Origin of the sequence: Bacteroides sp. AM32-11AC (genome assembly GCF_003603515.1) — a bacterium.
In the GTDB taxonomy this organism is placed as follows: domain Bacteria; phylum Bacteroidota; class Bacteroidia; order Bacteroidales; family Bacteroidaceae; genus Bacteroides; species Bacteroides uniformis.
The window spans coordinates 240,118-257,260 of record NZ_QTNH01000007.1; the positions used below are offsets into that span (position 1 = coordinate 240,118).

Consider the following 17,143-nt stretch of genomic DNA (forward strand, 5'->3'; position numbering starts at 1 on the left):
GATAGATGTGTTCGGAATAAACTTCTCGGATGATTTTGTTTTTAGAGTGGAAAACGGTGGAATAGGGGAGAAGAAAAAGGCGCTTCTCATTACTGGGAAACGCCTTTTATTTGAATACTGATGTCTATTATTCTAATCTGCGGGCACCGTCGCTGATGACTACATCATATACTTTCGGGCTTCTGCCGAACTTCTTCTTGAATTCATCTTTAGCTTTTTCGATGAATGTGCTGTACAATTCATCCTTTACCAGATTGATTGTACATCCACCGAATCCACCGCCCATGACACGTGAGCCGGTAACTCCACAATCGAATGCAAGGTCATTCAGAAAATCGAGTTCTTCGCAGCTTACTTCGTACAACTTACTCATGCCATGATGTGTTTCATACATCTTTTGGCCTACAGTTTCATAGTCGCCTTTTTCCAGGGCGTCGCAAACGTCGAGTACGCGTTGAATCTCTTCGATGACATATTCTGCACGCATATAGTCTTCTGCGCTGATGTCGGCTTTGGCTTCTTCCAGCATGCCCATGGTAACGTCACGCAGGAATTCTACGTGTGGATGCTTCTTCTGAACAGCGGCAACAGCAGCTTCGCAGCTTTGACGACGTTTGTTGTATGCTGAAGATGCAAGTTCGTGTTTCACTACAGAATCTACAAGAACCAGACGATAGCCTTGTGGGTCGAATGGGAAATATTGATATTCCAGTGAACGGCAATCCAGGCGGATGAGGCTTCCTTTCTTTCCGAATACAGAAGCAAATTGGTCCATGATACCACAGTTTACGCCACAATAGTTGTGTTCTGTAGATTGTCCCACTTTTGCCAATTCAAATTTGTCTATCTTGTTGTCACCGAACAAGTCGTTCAAAGCATAGGCATAGGTACTTTCCAAAGCTGCTGACGAGGACATTCCTGCACCCAGAGGCACATCGCCTGCAAAAGCGGTATTGAAACCTTTTACATCTACACCGCGTTTCATCATTTCCCGGCACACGCCAAAGATATATCTTGCCCAGCTTGCGCGGGGTGCATCTTCTTCATTCAAGCCAAATTCCACATAATCTTTCAGGTCGATGGAATAAGCTTTTACTGTGTTTGTGCCGTTGGGCTTTATTTCTGCAATCATTCCCTTATCGATTGCTCCGGGGAATACAAAACCACCGTTATAGTCTGTATGCTCACCGATAAGGTTGATGCGACCCGGAGAAGCATAAACAGCTCCCGTTGTTCCGTCAAAGTGCTTGATGAAACGGCTTCTTACGTATTCTATATCCATGATATTTATATTTTATAAGGTGAATAAATAAATTACCTATATTTTCTTGTTAATCGACCTTGATGTCCTTATTGACATTTTTGCAGCCTACCAAACCGTAGAACAACAGATAGCCAAGGGCTGCGATGATAACCCAGTAACTCGGCATGAAACCTGCAATGTCGGCCACCAAACCTTGGATAACGGGCAAGATGCCGCCGCCGCATACCAATACCATGAACAGACCGGAAGCCGCTGCCAGATATTTACCCAATCCTTCTACGGCCAGATTAAAGATACCACCCCACATGATGGAAGTACACAGACCTACCAGTACCAGATACATTGCGTTGATAGGTACTTCTGCAAATCCGAAAGAGAGACCTCCCGTAGCACTTTGTTGGAGTACCGGCAGATTGACAAGCGAACCGGTAGATGAGAAGATGGCAAGGAATACCAAAAGTAAGCCTAATGCGGAAGTAAAGGTAAGCATTGCCTTACTGGAGATTTTTGCACCCAATGAAGCGCCGGCCAGACGTCCAATCAGCATGAGGAACCAATATGTACCTACAACAAAACCGGAAATGGTGGAAGAAATGCCTGCTCCTCCCTTTTCAATCGGATCGGTCAAGAACAAGTTCAGAGTACCCGGTACACCAACTTCGACACCTACATATACAAAGATTGCTATAGCTCCCAAAATGAAGTGGCGGAATTTTAAAGCGCCTGACATCAACTTACCGATAGGTTCTGTTGAAGTTGCAGCATTGGGTTCCGGTATGGGCACAATCAAAAGAACGAAGAACGCGATGGCAAATACAGCCATTGCTGTGTACATTACAGGGAATATCTGAGAGATAGTAGCTTTTTCAATGGAACCGGCAATCAGGATACCTACGAACATCGGAGTAATGGTGGCCATTACGGAGTTGAAAGAACCACCCACTTGGATAAGCTGGTTTCCTTTGTTACCTTCGCCGCCGAGCTTGTTCAGCATCGGGTTGACTACCGTATTAAGCAAACACATGGAGAAACCGGCGATGAAAGCGCCAATCAAATATACGGCAAAAGCCATATCAGGGCTTGAATGACCGGATAAATATTGGATACCTACACCGATAAAGCCTACAGCTACTGCTATCAATGCCGTTTTTTTATACCCTACCCGTTGTAGTAAGATGCCGCTTGGTATTCCCATCACTGCATATGCAATAAAGTTACCAAAGTTACCCAACATCCCTAAAGCGTTGGATACTGAAAACTGATTTTTCAGTACGATTCCCATAGGGGCAGCAAGGTTGGTAACAAATGAAATCATACCAAAAAGGAAGATCATCGTGATAATTGCGATGAGTTTACCATTCTGTTTTTGTTGTGTCATGGTTTTGTAAAATTAATAAGTTTATAAATTGGATTAGTTATTTCATTCTTGTACACCAAACTTGTAGATTGTCACTTGCTGGTACTCATCACCCGGTAGCAATACTGCCGACGGAAAATGGGACTTGTTGGGCGTATCGGGAAAACACTGGGCCTCAAAGCAGACTGCACTTCTTGCAGGGAAAGTGGCTCCATGGGCACCTTCAAAGCCCCCGAGCCAGTTTCCTGTGTAGAGCTGGACGCCATTTTCAGTGGTATATACTTCCATCGTTCGCCCGCTGTTGGGCTCTATGCAGGTGGCTGCAAGGCTCAGCTCTCCACTTTCAGTCTTGTTCAGTACATAGCAATGGTCATATCCTGCGCCATTCACAATTTGTGTATGTTTCTCATCAATTCGTTCACCAAGAGTATGGGGAGTACGGAAATCCATAGGAGTACCTTCTACCTTCAATATCTCTCCGGTAGGAATGGATACTTCATCGATGGGTACATAAAAATCTGCGTTGATGGTAACGATATTGTTTAAGACTGTAGGGGAGGGATTGGCTATACCGGCAAGATTGAAGAAACCGTGATTGGTCAGATTGACGATGGTGGCTTTATCGGTAGTAGCCCGGTATTCGATGACCAGAGCATTGGTCTCATCCTCCAGGCGATAAGTCATTTCTACTTCGAGATTTCCGGGGAAGCCCTCTTCGCCGTCAGCGGATGTGTAGTTGAAGATGACTGTTGATGGCTCTGGCTGGACAGCATCCCATACACGGGTATGAAAACCAGTCGGACCACCATGCAGTGAGTTGGGACCATTGTTGATTGCCAATTGGTGCTCTTCGCCGTATAAAGTAAACTTTCCTTTAGCTATCCGGTTACCGTAGCGTCCGATGGTAGTGTTTAGAAAAGGTTCCGGGCTGTTGATTACATGTTCAATACTGTCGTGTCCTAATACAACATTGGCATATTTGCCATTTTTGTCGGGTACCATGATGGAAAGTATTGCACAGCCGTAATTAGTAACTGCAACTTCCATTCCCTGGGCATTCTTCAGGATAAATAAATCTGTCTTTTTGTTATTTATATCCTTTTGAAAGTCTTTTTGGTTCAAACCGGACAAATTACTTTCTGTTGGAGTAGTGTTTATCATATCCATGGTATTAATTAAATTTCTTGCAAATAAAAAGAAATTCTTTTGTTCCCCCAAGTAATTGGAAGGAAATGTGGAGAACATTTTAGGAAAGTTTAGCGTTTAACAAATGGAATACAAATTGATATTTTTTGTATGTTTGCCCCCGGAATCTAAAAAAATCACATCATTAACAGAAAGTTCTAATAAAAACAACGAATGTATCCTCTAAAATTTGAGCCTATTCTGAAGCAGACGCTTTGGGGAGGCGACAAGATTATTCCATTCAAACATTTGAATGATACCCTTGCCAATGTAGGCGAGAGTTGGGAAGTGTCGGCAGTAGAAGGCAGTGAGTCTATAGTGGCCAATGGTGCAGACAAAGGATTGACGCTGCCGGATATGGTCAGAAAATATAAGGAAGACCTGGTAGGAGAAGCCAACTATGCACGTTTCGGAAATAAGTTTCCTTTATTGATAAAGTTTATTGATGCCAAGTTGGACTTGTCGATTCAGGTACACCCGGGTGACGAGTTGGCTAAGAAACGTCATAACAGTTTTGGTAAAAATGAAATGTGGTATGTTATTGCTGCTGACCAGGGTGCCAAGCTGATTTCCGGTTTTGCAGAGCAGATTACTCCGAAAGAATATAAGGAACGAGTGTATAATGGTACGTTTGCGGATGTTCTGCAGACTTGCGCCATTAAACCGGGCGATGTGTTTTATGTGCCTGCAGGTCGGGTACATGGAATCGGTGCGGGAGCTTTTGTAGCAGAAATACAGCAAACGTCGGATATCACTTACCGTATTTTTGATTACAATCGTAAGGATAAGGATGGTAAATCAAGAGAACTGCATACAAGCCAGGCCATTGATGCCATTAATTTTGCAGATGTGCAGGACGATTTTCGTACGGAGTACGAGCAGGTGCAGAATGAACCGGTAGAAATGGTGGCAAGCCCGTATTTCACGACTTCCATCTATGATATGACGGAAGAAATCACTTGTGACTATTCTGAACTGGATTCTTTTGTTATCTTTATTTGTGTGGAGGGTTCTTGCCGTATTATTGATAATGAGAAGAATGAAGTTTCCGTACAAGCGGGCGAAACAATCCTGCTGCCAGCTGCAACCCAAGAAGTGACGATTGTGCCTGAAGGAGCAGTGAAGTTGCTTGAGACGTACGTATAAAAGTGCTCAGACTATATCGGATAAAAAAGAGGGGATGACTGTTATGGCCATCCCCTCTTTTTTTATCCGATATTCTATCTCTTTCTTCCAAATATTTTTCTGAATTTCTTCATTACCTTTACCCCCAATACTATACCGTCAAAAACAGCCATACCCGTGTTGAATGCTCTCATCATGGCATTTGCCTTGTTGGTAGCTGGTTCCAGCGGAGCAAAAATTTCTTGTGTAAGCCCAGTCATGATTTCTTTCTGGAGTCGTATTTCTTGTAGCAGCATGGCTTTTTTCTGGGCGATGCTTTCTAAAGTGACGGGAGTCGTATTGGTCGTATTATCCATGAATATTTCGAATTAATTGTCTAAGAATAATTCTGCGATAAGTTTTACTGTCGGATCAATAATGAGCTTTTTGCGGAATAGGACAAGCAGAACGATGAGTAGGATATGGAAGCACGTGATAAGTGCAAAACTCATCATTAGCCCGCCTACCAGCGGAGCTAAGATATAGACCAGCGTAAACGACAGATGAAACAGAACCACTACGCCGAGTATGACGACCAATAGCACCAATAAAAGTGTAGAAAGCAGTTTGGATAGTTTTTCGGTGACTTCCAGTTTGGTATATTCTTTTTGCAGCTCCAGGTATTTCTTGAATTCAATGAAGAGCTGCTGCATATTTTCTATACTTTTGTCGTCTGCAAACATAGTGGTTCTGTTTTTTACCTTATTCCGTTACCTCACCTTTGATTTCCGCAGCAATTTCATCTACCAAGTCTTCCATTTCGCTTCGGTTCAGACGAATCCCTTTCTTACGGAGAATTTCTGCGATTTTGTTACGGGTGTCTTCTCCTTTTTCAGGAGCAAATAAGATACCGAGGGCTGCACCTACTGCGGCGCCACCCAGGAAAGCTGCTAAAACATTTAATCCTTTCATAATGATATTCCTTTCTTTTTTGAGGTTCGTACGACAAAACTAACAAATTTTTTTGAAACTTTGTTCGGAATATCAGTTTTTTTATGATTGTCTTTATCTTCCAACTCCTTTTGGGGTGTTGTTTTGCGAGGTTTGCTTTTTTCTTCTCCAAAAGTCTCCATTCGTACGGCTCCCGCGATAGATTTTGTTTTCCTTGGTTTTGGCCTTGATTTCTTCAGTCTTGATTTCCTGGGCTTTTAAACCATCGGCGGTGACAAAAGGGTGTTCTTTTATTACTGGGATACTTTTCCCTATCAATTTTTGGATATCTTTCAGGTAAGGCAGTTCTTCCGATTCGCAAAAGGAGAGGGCAATACCGTCGTGGCCGGCACGTCCGGTTCGTCCGATACGGTGCACGTATGTTTCCGGAATGTTGGGCAACTCATAGTTGATGACGTGTGATAGTTGGTCCACGTCGATACCTCGTGCTGCAATATCGGTTGCTATCAGTACACGCAGTTCATGGTTCTTAAAGCCGGTCAGTGCTCGCTGTCGGGCATTCTGCGACTTGTTTCCATGTATGGCTTCGGCTCTTATTCCGGACTTACTAAGGGTACGTGCAAGTTTGTCTGCTCCATATTTAGTTCTGGTGAAGATAAGTACGGACTTGATAGCCGGATTCTTCAGCAGATGAATCAGTAAGTCTTTTTTCTCTTTTTTCTCAACAAAATAGACTGATTGGGAGATTGTGTCAACCGTAGACGATGCAGGGGTGACTTCCACTTTCTCGGGGTGCGTCAGCATGGAGTTTGCCAAGGTCTCTATTTCCGGAGGCATTGTGGCCGAAAAGAAGAGGGTCTGTCGTTTTGCGGGCAATAACTTTAATATGCGCCGGATATCATGTATGAATCCCATGTCCAGCATCCGGTCCGCTTCGTCCAATACGAAGAACTCGAGCGCTTTTAGGTTAATGAAACCTTGGTTGACCAGGTCTTGCAGTCGTCCGGGAGTTGCAACCAGTATTTGTACTCCACGTTTCAGTTCATCTGTCTGTGGCTTTTGTCCTACACCGCCGAAGATGACGGCATGTCTCAATCCGGTATACTTACCATATGCACTGAAGCATTCTCCTATCTGTATGGCCAACTCGCGGGTCGGCGTCAGAATGAGTGCTTTGATACTTTTGCGGTTATCCGTTTTATACAACTTTTGCAAGATAGGGATGGAAAATGCGGCGGTTTTGCCTGTTCCGGTTTGAGCACATCCTAATAAGTCTTTTCCTTGAAGTAATATAGGGATCGATTTTTCCTGGATTGGGGTAGGGGTGGAATACCCCTCTTCTTGAAGAGCCTTCAATATAGGTTCTATCAAATTCAAATTTTCAAATGTCATGTAATCAATTAAGTGAGCCTCATGCTCTGTTTATATTTGGCAAATATACGTCAAGTCTTCCGGGAAATCTCTTTTTATGGAGGGGTTTAATTATATTTAACTAAGGATGCTGAGGTATAATCGCATGTTATGGTGTACTTTTGCTCCATATTTAGATAGTGGCATGGAAAAATGATGAAATTGCATTTAAAATATCTTTGGATTGTATTGATGGCTTGTACTTTGACTGCTTGCATGAATGGTGGGGGTGACTTGGCCGGTAAGTGGCAGTTGCGTCAGTACCAATATGCCGACGGTACATCAGAGAAGGTGGACAGTGTATTTTATAATTTTCAAAAAGGAAGTTTTTCTGCCATATGTTTGTTGAAAGATGGAGGGTTGACTACGTTTTTTGGAAATTATTCTTTGAAAGGTGCTGAAATTTCCATTATTTTGTTGCCTGAAAGCGTTAACGATAAAAATTATGATACTTATTTCGGGTGGCCGGAAGGAAAATGTACCTTTAAAGTAGAAGATTTGTCCTACTCTTCATTGCGTTTGGAATATGGGGGCACGAAATCTATTTTTCGAAAATTTTGAGATAAAGAATAAGAATAGACGATTTTACTAATAAAAACAATAGAAAAGATGAAAAAATTAGCCGTATTGGGAATGGGAGTATGCATAGCTCTGGCATTCTCTTCTTGTAAATCAAGTGAAAGTGCTTATAAGAAAGCATATGAAAAGGCAAAACAGCAGGAATTGGCTGAGCCGCAAACAACTGCCCCTGCTGAAGAGGTGGCTCCAGTGGTTACCGCTCCAGTAGAAGTAAAGGTGGTGGAAAGTGCACCTGCCGGCATGCGTCAGGAAAAGGTGACTGTGGTATCAGGTGGTACCAGCTTGAAAACCTTTAGTGTAGTTTGCGGAGCTTATAGCGTGAAAGCTAATGCGGAAGGTGTGAAGCAGGCATTGGTGAATGAAGGCTATACTGCAATGGTGGTTTACAATGCAGAAAGAAACCTGTATCGTGTAGTTATCGGTACATTCGATGACAGAGCATCCGCCGAGAATCTGCGCGACTCTTTCAAAGCTAAACATCCTTCGAATGATGACTTCCAGAAGGCATGGTTGCTGTATAGCGTCAATTAATAGAATTCTTTTTGGTAATTCATAACAGAAAGGAATGTATGTTTCCTTTCAAGATGAGGCAGTAACTGCGAAGTTACTGCCTTTTTCATGATATGCCGAAAGAATGTGAAGGCTGGCGCTGTCGCGTGTTTGGTTTGGCAAAACAAAGTGTTTCCTTTAACAGAACAGTTTGTTTCATTAAAGAGAACACTTTGTTTCTCTTAACAGAACATCTCGTTCTATCGCATAAAAACAAAATGTTTTTATATACTGAAACAACTTGTTTTTAAAGGTTGAAACAAAGTGTTCAGTACTGTGAACTAACGGACTAATTGAGAAAAGACCCAGATAAACTCATGTTGTCACAGTCTCTTTAGTTCCTCTTCCTTCGTGAATATTTCACTCTATTTCTCTGCTCCGGATTGATTTTTCTGATTGTGAAAAGTGCTTATAATATTCTCTCTTTCGTTTAAAAGAAGTTATAAAACAAGAGGTGGAAACTTTTAGACCTGAAAAAGTTTTTAATTTTGTGCTTTATCTTTGAGAAGAATATAGTATGGAACGACGATATATACTGAATGCGATTGATGCCGCTTTGCAGGCTGGCGAGAAAATTCTTTCCATTTACGATGATCCGGCATCGGATTTTCAGGTAGAAAAAAAAGCGGATAATTCTCCTCTTACTATTGCCGACCGTAAGGCTCATGAAACTATCTGCCGTTTTTTGGCTGATACACCTTTCCCTCTGCTAAGCGAGGAAGGCAAACATTTGCCTTTTTCGGAACGACGGAGTTGGGAAACTTTATGGATTGTAGACCCTTTGGACGGTACGAAGGAGTTCATCAAGAGGAACGGTGAGTTCACAGTGAATATAGCTTTGGTGCATCACTCAGTACCGGTAATGGGAGTCATTTATGTGCCGGTAAAAAAGGAGCTCTATTTTGGAGTGCATGATTCGGGTGCTTATAAGCTATCCGGTATTACTGCACGTGATGGAATGTCGTGGGATGAACTGCTTGCGAAAGCTGTTCGGCTGCCGGAAACAAGCGTGCACGAACGGTTTGTAATTGTGGCTTCCCGTTCGCATCTGACGCCCGAGACAGAAGATTATATCGAGAAAATGAAATGCAGCCATGCGGAAGTTGAGCTTATATCAAGTGGAAGTTCCATCAAGATTTGTCTGGTAGCTGAAGGCAAGGCTGATGTATATCCTCGTTTTGCCCCTACGATGGAATGGGATACGGCGGCTGGGCATGCTATTGCACGTGCTGCCGGAATGGAAATTTATCAGGCGGGGAAGGAAGAACCTTTGCAATATAATAAGGAGGATTTGCTGAATCCGTGGTTTATCGTAGAACCCAAGCATACTGAAATAAAATAACGACTTTATGACATTTGAGATATTGTTTGTGCTGCTGGCATTGTTGGGCATGGTGATTGCCTTGGTTCTGGATAAAATGCGTCCGGGCATGGTGCTCTTTTCTGTCGTAGTATTGTTCTTGTGTGCAGGTATCCTCACTCCTAAGGAGATGCTGGAAGGGTTCAGTAATAAGGGGATGATGACTGTTGCCATGCTGTTTTTGGTCAGTGAAGGCATCAGGCAATCGGGTGCTTTGGGGCAAGTAATCAAGAAGCTGCTTCCCCAAGGTAAGACTACGGTCTTTAAAGCGCAGTTCCGTATGTTGCCCACCATTGCTTTTATTTCAGCTTTTCTAAACAATACTCCGGTGGTTGTTATCTTTGCTCCCATTATCAAGCGTTGGGCCGAATCTGTAAAATTGCCTGCTACCAAGTTCCTTATACCCCTTTCTTATGTGACGATACTTGGCGGAATCTGCACCCTGATAGGGACGTCGACCAATCTGGTGGTGCATGGTATGATATTGGAAGCCGGATATGAAGGCTTTACTATGTTCGAGTTGGGTAAAGTGGGCATTTTCGTCGCGATTGCAGGCATCCTTTATCTGTTCGCTTTTTCCTCAAGGCTTTTGCCGGATGTTCGTACGGATGCGGTAAAGCTAGATGAGGAACCGGAGGAGCATGGAGATTTACATCGGGTGGAAGCTGTACTCGGCGCCCGTTTTCCCGGTATCAACAAGAAACTTGGTGATTTTAACTTCAAGCGGCATTATGGGGCCGAAGTGAAGGAGATTAAGCGTAGCGGTCAGAGCATTGTCGGAAATCTGGAAAATGAATATCTCCGCGAAGGGGATACGCTGGTGGTGATGGCTGATGACTCTTTTGTAAAGACCTGGGGGGAATCTTCGGTGTTCGTGTTGCTGGCCAATGGCAAGGATACGGAACCGGTGCCCGGAAAGGGAAAGCGCTGGTTTGCCTTGGCTTTGCTGATATTGATGATAGTGGGTGCAACGGTTGGTGAACTTCCGGTTGTCAAGGAAGCTTTTCCGGAAATCAAGTTGGATATGTTTTTCTTCGTTTCCATTACTACTATCATTATGGCCTGGACAAAGATATTTCCGGCCCGCAAGTATACCAAATATATATCTTGGGATATTCTGATAACGATTGCTTGTGCTTTTGCTATCAGCAAGGCGATGGTGAATTCCGGAGTGGCAGATGCTGTGGCGCGTTTCATTATAGGCATGAGCCATCATTATGGCCCCCACGTGTTGCTGGCTGCTGTGTTTATCATAACGAACTTGTTTACAGAACTGATTACGAACAATGCGGCCGCGGCACTCGCTTTCCCGTTGGCACTTTCCATCTCTTCACAGATGGGAGTCAGTCCGATGCCTTTCTTCGTTGTAATTTGTATGGCGGCTTCTGCCAGCTTCTCCACTCCTATAGGGTATCAGACTAATTTGATTGTACAAGGTATCGGTAACTATAAGTTCACGGATTTTGTACGCATCGGGTTACCTTTGAATATCATTACTTTCCTGATATCCATTTTCTTGATTCCTTTAATTTGGCCATTTTAAAAAAAGAAGAAATAATAACATATGGAAGAAAACAACCACATATATCCGATATTTGACAAAATGCTGATGCGGAAAGACAAAGAAGACTTGTTGAAGCAGCACAGCGTGATGGTTTGGTTTACCGGCTTGAGCGGCTCCGGCAAAAGTACGATAGCCATTGCCTTGGAGCGCGAACTTCATAAAAGAGGATTGCTTTGCCGTATCCTGGATGGTGACAACATCCGCAGTGGCATCAACAATAACCTCGGTTTTACGGAGGCCGACCGTGTGGAGAATATCCGGCGTATAGCCGAAGTTTCCAAACTCTTTCTTGATACGGGTGTTATAACAATCGCGGCTTTTATCAGTCCTAATAACGATATTCGTGAAATGGCGGCTGATATTATCGGACAAGACGATTTTCTGGAAGTTTATGTCAGTACCCCGCTTGAAGAGTGTGAACGCCGTGACGTGAAGGGACTTTATGCCAAGGCACGTAAGGGAGAAATCAAGAATTTTACTGGTATTTCCGCGCCTTTTGAGGAGCCGGCTCATCCGGCTCTGACGTTGGACACCTCTGTTCTCAGCCTGGAAGAATCGGTCAATAAACTGTTGGAACTCATTTTACCAAGAATTCAGAAGAAATAAGATATAATGAAAGAAGAATATAAATTGAGCCATTTGAAGGAACTCGAAGCAGAGTCCATTCATATTATCCGTGAAGTGGCAGCGGAGTTTGAAAATCCGGTGATGCTGTATAGTATCGGCAAGGATTCTTCGGTTATGGTGCGCTTGGCCGAAAAGGCGTTTGCTCCCGGCAAAGTGCCGTTCCCGTTGATGCACATCGATTCCAAGTGGAAGTTTAAGGAGATGATACAGTTCCGTGACGAGTATGCCAAGAAGTATGGTTGGAACCTGATAGTGGAAAGCAATATGGAAGCTTTCAATGCAGGTGTCGGACCTTTTACGCATGGCAGCAAGGTGCATACGGACTTGATGAAAACGCAGGCTTTGCTCCACGCATTGGATAAGTATAAGTTTGATGCGGCATTCGGTGGCGCTCGCCGCGACGAGGAGAAGTCACGCGCCAAAGAGCGTATTTTCTCTTTCCGCGACAAGTTCCATCAATGGGACCCCAAAAATCAGCGTCCTGAATTGTGGGATATTTATAACGCCCGGGTACATAAAGGAGAGAGTATCCGCGTATTTCCGTTAAGTAATTGGACGGAGCTGGACATCTGGCAATATATACGTTTGGAAAACATCCCTATTGTGCCGTTGTATTTTGCCAAGGAACGTCCTTGTGTGGAGATTGACGGAAATCTGATAATGGCGGATGACGACCGCTTGCCGGAACAGTACCGCGACCAGATAAAGATGCGTATGGTGCGTTTCCGTACGCTGGGTTGCTGGCCGTTGACCGGTGCTGTGGAAAGCGATGCCGATACCATCGAGAAGATTGTCGAGGAAATGATGACCACCACCAAGAGTGAACGGACGACCCGTGTCATTGACTTCGACCAAGACGCAAGCATGGAGCAGAAGAAGCGCGAGGGATACTTCTAAAGGAATTAAAAATTAAGAATTAAAAATTAAATCATTAAGGATGAACGATTCTACACTTGATATAAAGGCTTTTCTTGATAAGGATGAGCAGAAAGACTTGTTGCGCTTACTGACTGCCGGTTCTGTGGATGACGGAAAATCCACATTGATAGGCCGTCTGTTGTTCGACAGCAAGAAACTATATGAGGACCAGCTGGACGCACTGGAACGCGACAGCAAGCGCATGGGAAATGCCGGCGACCACATTGACTACGCCCTTTTGCTGGACGGCTTGAAGGCGGAGCGCGAACAAGGCATCACCATCGACGTGGCATACCGCTACTTCTCGACCAACAATCGTAAGTTTATCATTGCCGATACTCCGGGACACGAGCAGTACACACGCAACATGATTACCGGGGGCTCTACAGCTAACTTGGCAATTATTCTGGTGGATGCACGTATGGGTGTCATTACGCAGACGCGCCGGCATACTTTTCTGGTGTCGTTGCTTGGCATCAAGCATGTGGTGCTTGCTGTCAATAAGATGGACCTGGTGGATTTTTCCGAAGAACGTTTTAATGAGATAGTCGATGAATACCGGAAGTTTATAGCTCCATTGGGTATTCCTGACGTAAACTGCATTCCGCTGTCAGCTTTGGATGGCGACAATGTGGTGGAGAAATCGGAACGTACTCCTTGGTATGAGGGTATTTCACTTCTTGACTTTCTGGAGACGGTACATATTGACAACGACCATAATTTGAAGGATTTTCGTTTCCCGGTTCAATACGTCTTGCGCCCCAATCTCGATTTCCGTGGTTTTTGCGGTAAGGTGGCTTCGGGTATTATTCGTAAGGGAGATGAAGTGATGGCATTGCCTTCCGGTAAGAAGTCGCATATCAAGAGTATAGTTACATACGACGGCGAATTGGATTACGCCTTTCCGCCCCAGTCCGTCACCCTGACTCTGGAGGACGAAATAGATGTGTCGAGAGGGGAAATGCTGGTACATCCGGATAACCTGCCCGTCATGGACCGCAATTTTGAAACGATGCTGGTTTGGATGGATGAAGAGCCGATGGATATCAACAAATCATTCTTCATCAAACAGACCACCAATATAAGCCGCACCCGCATCGACAGCATCAAGTATAAGGTGGATGTCAATACGATGGAGCATCTTTCCATTGACAACGGAAAGTTGAGCAAGGAAACATTGCCGATGCAGCTCAATCAAATTGCGCGTGTGGTGCTGACTACTGCCAAAGAGCTTTTCTTTGACCCTTATCAGAAGAATAAGGCTACCGGTTCGTTTATCTTGATAGACCCGATAACCAACAATACCAGTGCTGTAGGTATGATTATCGATAGGGTGGAGGATAAGGACATGCACTTAGCTGAGGACCTGCCTATACTGAATTTGCCTAAGCTGGGTATAGCTCCCGAACATTACGAAGCTATAGAAAAGGCTGTGAAAGAGCTGGAACGCCAGGGCGTGGCTGTACGGATAGAGCGCAGTACTTCTTTATAAGTATTGCAGTTCTCTCTCGGTATCACCGGAAGAAAACCATAACATATTAATATAAAGATAATAATGGGATTGTTAGAATTCAATAAGCTTCCGATAAACACCCTGGTAGGTGCGGATTGGAAAACATTCAAGGATATAACGGGCGGTCGTGACATCGGTGCTGCCTACAAAGGCAAGTATCGGCTGACAAAAGCCGTCTGCCGCTTGCTGTCCACTTTGGCTCCTCTGCAGGACAGACGCTATGAAAAGCTTCTGGCAGATAAGCCCTTGGAGCATGATCCGGTATTCATTTTGGGACACTGGCGTAGCGGGACTACGTTTGTGCATAATGTTTTCTCCTGCGACAAGCATTTCGGCTACAACACGACATACCAGACTGTATTTCCACATCTTATGATGTGGGGGCAGCCTTTCTTCAAGAAGAACATGAGTTGGTTGATGCCGGACAAACGTCCCACGGACAATATGGAACTTGCCGTTGACCTTCCGCAAGAAGAGGAGTTTGCTTTGGCAAATATGATGCCCTACACCTATTATAATTTCTGGTTCCTGCCCGAATATCAGCAAGAGTATGCCGATAAATACCTGCTGTTTGATGACATCACAGAGAAAGAGCTGAAAGTATTTGAGGAGACTTTCGTCAAACTGATAAAGATTTCTCTTTGGAATACGAACGGAACCCAGTTTCTTAGTAAGAATCCGCCTCATACGGGACGTGTGAAAGAGCTTGTCAAGATGTTCCCCAATGCCAAGTTTATCTATCTGATGCGTAATCCTTATACTGTTTTCGAAAGCACACGTAGTTTCTTTACTAACACCATTCAGCCGTTGAAACTGCAGGATATCAGTCATGAGGAGCTTGAGAAGAATATTTTGTCCATTTATGCCAAACTGTATCATAAATACGAAGCGGACAAGGCATGTATTCCTGAAGGAAACTTGATAGAGGTGAAGTTTGAGGACTTCGAAGCGGATGCAATGGGAATGACTGAATATATCTACAAGGCTTTGTCCATTCCGGGCTTTGTAGAGGCGCGTGTCGATATTGAGAAGTATGTAGGTGGAAAGAAAGGATATAAGAAGAATAAATACAAGTATGATGAGCGTACAGTGCAGTTGGTCCAGGATAACTGGAATTTTGCACTGGAACAGTGGAAGTACGATTTATAATGATTGTCAATTATCAATGAGAGAAATGATTCAAAAGAAAATTCGTATGTTGGGAGTGCTGTCTGCCATGCTCTGTTGTGGAGCTGTTTCTGCGCAGCAGCACGAGGTAGAGATGATTCCTTTCGGAAATATGGATCAATGGATTGACCGCCAAATCAAGGAATCCGGTATTATCGGCGGTGCCACGAAGAATGTGTATGCCATCGGGCCTGCTGCTACTATCACTGAAAGCAAGGCGTACAAGAATATGGGAGGTTCGCCGTGGGCGACATCCAATGTGATGGCCCGGGTAGCCGGTATCACGAAAACTAATACTTCTGTTTTCCCGGAAAAGAGAGGGGATGGTTTCTGCGCCCGCATGGACACCCGTATGGAGAGTGTGAAGGTTTTTGGAATAGTGGATATCACGGTGCTGGCTGCCGGCTCTATGTTTCTGGGTGAGGTGCACGAACCTATCAAGGGAACCAAAAATCCGCAGAAAATGCTGAATTCCGGCATACCGTTTACAAAGAAACCTATCGCCATACAGTTTGATTATAAAGTAAAGATGTCCGACCGCGAGAAGCGTATCCGTGCAACGGGCTTTAGCCGTATCACAGATGTGGAAGGAAAGGACTTCCCGGAAGTGAATCTGTTTCTGCAAAAGCGTTGGGAAGATGAGAAGGGGAATATCTATGCCAAGCGCGTAGGAACGATGGTCGTAAGATATTATACTACTACCGATTGGCATAATAATGCCACTTATTCCATCATGTACGGTGATATTACCGGTGACCCTGCGTACAAGGCCCACATGATGCGTCTTCAGGTTGAAGAACGCTATGCAGTTAATAGTAAAGGAGAGAGCGTACCTATTAAGGAGGTTGCCTGGGGAACGGAAGATGATGTGCCTACTCATTTGTTGTTACAGTTTACCTCCAGCCATGGCGGTGCTTACATAGGTTCTCCCGGTAATTCGTTGTGGATTGACAATGTAAAATTGGTATATTAGAATAAAAGCAGTTAAAGTTGGATGTCATACTTTAGCTGCTTTTTTAATGGAGTCACTGAGACTTTGGGTTACTTCTTATTTCTTATTTCAGATGAATTTTGTATGTTAGCCCTCCACTGAAATATTTCATCCTCTGCATTTCCACCTGCACATGCAGATGCTTGAACAACAGATAGGTGGCTCCCAAGGCAAAGTCCTTGGAGTCATATTCCGCTATCACCCTCAGCTGCGGATGGAAGGACGGATTGTAGGTGTCACCCAGTGCAAAGCCATTCAGCTTGTACTCCTTGCGGTTGTTGTAAAGGTAGGAAAGATGGACACCAATCTCCTCTTTACCCACAACGGGTATATGCTTGGAGGCGGCAATGTAGAAACGGCTGTAATATCCGTTACCTTCCGTGGTGCCGACTTGCCCCCCTCCGGAGGAAGTGAACGGGTCGGACGTCCCCAGCACGACAGCCGGCATGTATTTCCAGAACTGCCCCTCCTTCAACACACGCAGACGGGCGGAAAAGTAACGGTCCTGGTTCGTGAATCCGCTGTACCCGTATGGCTTCAATCCTAACGCCTCCGCCTTGAAAAGTGTACACGTGTAGGCTATCTCCAGAAAGGGAAAGATAGT

The 17,143-nt window shown here is 44.3% G+C and carries 18 protein-coding genes; 10 read left to right on the forward strand and 8 right to left on the reverse strand.

The genetic code is table 11. The annotated features are described in order from the left end of the window. Nucleotides 1–127 precede the first annotated feature (127 nt). Genes galK through DW800_RS09950 form a run of 3 tightly spaced genes read right to left on the reverse strand, consistent with a single transcriptional unit; the run spans nucleotide 128 to nucleotide 3,782 of the window. Nucleotides 128–1,282 (reverse strand): galactokinase, encoded by a 1,155-nt coding sequence (gene galK / locus DW800_RS09940; RefSeq protein WP_005826576.1) that lies wholly within the window; start codon nucleotides 1,280–1,282, stop codon nucleotides 128–130. A gap of 49 nt (nucleotides 1,283–1,331) precedes the next feature. Beyond that, entirely contained in the window at nucleotides 1,332–2,642 is a 1,311-nt protein-coding gene (locus tag DW800_RS09945) for a sugar MFS transporter (protein WP_005826573.1), read from the reverse strand. A 42-nt stretch (nucleotides 2,643–2,684) separates the two neighbouring features. Beyond that, entirely contained in the window at nucleotides 2,685–3,782 is a 1,098-nt protein-coding gene (locus DW800_RS09950) for an aldose epimerase family protein (RefSeq protein WP_034528954.1), read from the reverse strand. 198 nt (nucleotides 3,783–3,980) lie between these two features. On the opposite strand from DW800_RS09950, the gene DW800_RS09955 reads away from it, so the two are divergent. After that, on the forward strand, nucleotides 3,981–4,952 hold the full coding sequence (locus DW800_RS09955; RefSeq protein WP_005836045.1) for a type I phosphomannose isomerase catalytic subunit: 972 nt from the start codon (nucleotides 3,981–3,983) through the stop codon (nucleotides 4,950–4,952). A gap of 74 nt (nucleotides 4,953–5,026) precedes the next feature. Here the strand turns inward: DW800_RS09955 and DW800_RS09960 are convergent, their stop codons facing one another. The 4 genes from DW800_RS09960 to DW800_RS09975 form a co-directional block, all read right to left on the reverse strand. Further along, complete coding sequence (locus DW800_RS09960) at nucleotides 5,027–5,287, reverse strand: hypothetical protein (protein ID WP_005826570.1); 261 nt, start codon at nucleotides 5,285–5,287, stop codon at nucleotides 5,027–5,029. Between the two features lie 12 nt (nucleotides 5,288–5,299). Further along, on the reverse strand, nucleotides 5,300–5,653 hold the full coding sequence (locus DW800_RS09965) for a phage holin family protein (RefSeq protein WP_005826569.1): 354 nt from the start codon (nucleotides 5,651–5,653) through the stop codon (nucleotides 5,300–5,302). A gap of 19 nt (nucleotides 5,654–5,672) precedes the next feature. After that, complete coding sequence (locus tag DW800_RS09970; RefSeq protein WP_005826568.1) at nucleotides 5,673–5,882, reverse strand: YtxH domain-containing protein; 210 nt, start codon at nucleotides 5,880–5,882, stop codon at nucleotides 5,673–5,675. A 93-nt stretch (nucleotides 5,883–5,975) separates the two neighbouring features. After that, complete coding sequence (locus DW800_RS09975) at nucleotides 5,976–7,253, reverse strand: DEAD/DEAH box helicase (protein WP_117878058.1); 1,278 nt, start codon at nucleotides 7,251–7,253, stop codon at nucleotides 5,976–5,978. A 174-nt stretch (nucleotides 7,254–7,427) separates the two neighbouring features. Between DW800_RS09975 and DW800_RS09980 the strand changes: the two genes are divergently transcribed. From DW800_RS09980 to DW800_RS10020, 9 genes are all read left to right on the forward strand, one after another. Continuing rightward, nucleotides 7,428–7,832, forward strand: coding sequence for a lipocalin-like domain-containing protein (locus tag DW800_RS09980; RefSeq protein ID WP_172679974.1), 405 nt, complete (start codon nucleotides 7,428–7,430; stop codon nucleotides 7,830–7,832). 48 nt (nucleotides 7,833–7,880) lie between these two features. Beyond that, nucleotides 7,881–8,381, forward strand: coding sequence for an SPOR domain-containing protein (locus tag DW800_RS09985; protein WP_005826564.1), 501 nt, complete (start codon nucleotides 7,881–7,883; stop codon nucleotides 8,379–8,381). A 535-nt stretch (nucleotides 8,382–8,916) separates the two neighbouring features. Continuing rightward, nucleotides 8,917–9,741, forward strand: a complete 825-nt coding sequence (cysQ, locus tag DW800_RS09990; protein ID WP_005826562.1) for a 3'(2'),5'-bisphosphate nucleotidase CysQ — start codon at nucleotides 8,917–8,919, stop codon at nucleotides 9,739–9,741. A 7-nt stretch (nucleotides 9,742–9,748) separates the two neighbouring features. Then, nucleotides 9,749–11,302, forward strand: a complete 1,554-nt coding sequence (locus tag DW800_RS09995; protein WP_035448034.1) for an SLC13 family permease — start codon at nucleotides 9,749–9,751, stop codon at nucleotides 11,300–11,302. A gap of 21 nt (nucleotides 11,303–11,323) precedes the next feature. Further along, nucleotides 11,324–11,929, forward strand: a complete 606-nt coding sequence (gene cysC, locus DW800_RS10000) for an adenylyl-sulfate kinase (protein WP_005836053.1) — start codon at nucleotides 11,324–11,326, stop codon at nucleotides 11,927–11,929. 6 nt (nucleotides 11,930–11,935) lie between these two features. After that, on the forward strand, nucleotides 11,936–12,847 hold the full coding sequence (cysD, locus tag DW800_RS10005) for a sulfate adenylyltransferase subunit CysD (protein ID WP_005826557.1): 912 nt from the start codon (nucleotides 11,936–11,938) through the stop codon (nucleotides 12,845–12,847). A gap of 40 nt (nucleotides 12,848–12,887) precedes the next feature. After that, nucleotides 12,888–14,360, forward strand: a complete 1,473-nt coding sequence (gene cysN, locus DW800_RS10010; RefSeq protein ID WP_035448035.1) for a sulfate adenylyltransferase subunit CysN — start codon at nucleotides 12,888–12,890, stop codon at nucleotides 14,358–14,360. A 63-nt stretch (nucleotides 14,361–14,423) separates the two neighbouring features. Then, the gene (locus tag DW800_RS10015; protein WP_009036831.1) at nucleotides 14,424–15,530 is read left to right on the forward strand and encodes a sulfotransferase family protein; all 1,107 of its coding nucleotides are present in this window, start codon (nucleotides 14,424–14,426) and stop codon (nucleotides 15,528–15,530) included. 25 nt (nucleotides 15,531–15,555) lie between these two features. Next, nucleotides 15,556–16,521: a PCMD domain-containing protein gene (locus DW800_RS10020; protein ID WP_035449192.1), complete on the forward strand. Its 966-nt coding sequence runs from the start codon at nucleotides 15,556–15,558 to the stop codon at nucleotides 16,519–16,521. Nucleotides 16,522–16,603: 82 nt separating this feature from the next. On the opposite strand, the gene DW800_RS10025 is transcribed toward DW800_RS10020, so the two are convergent. Further along, nucleotides 16,604–17,143: hypothetical protein (locus DW800_RS10025; RefSeq protein ID WP_119958024.1), on the reverse strand; the 540-nt coding region annotated here is incomplete at its 5' end.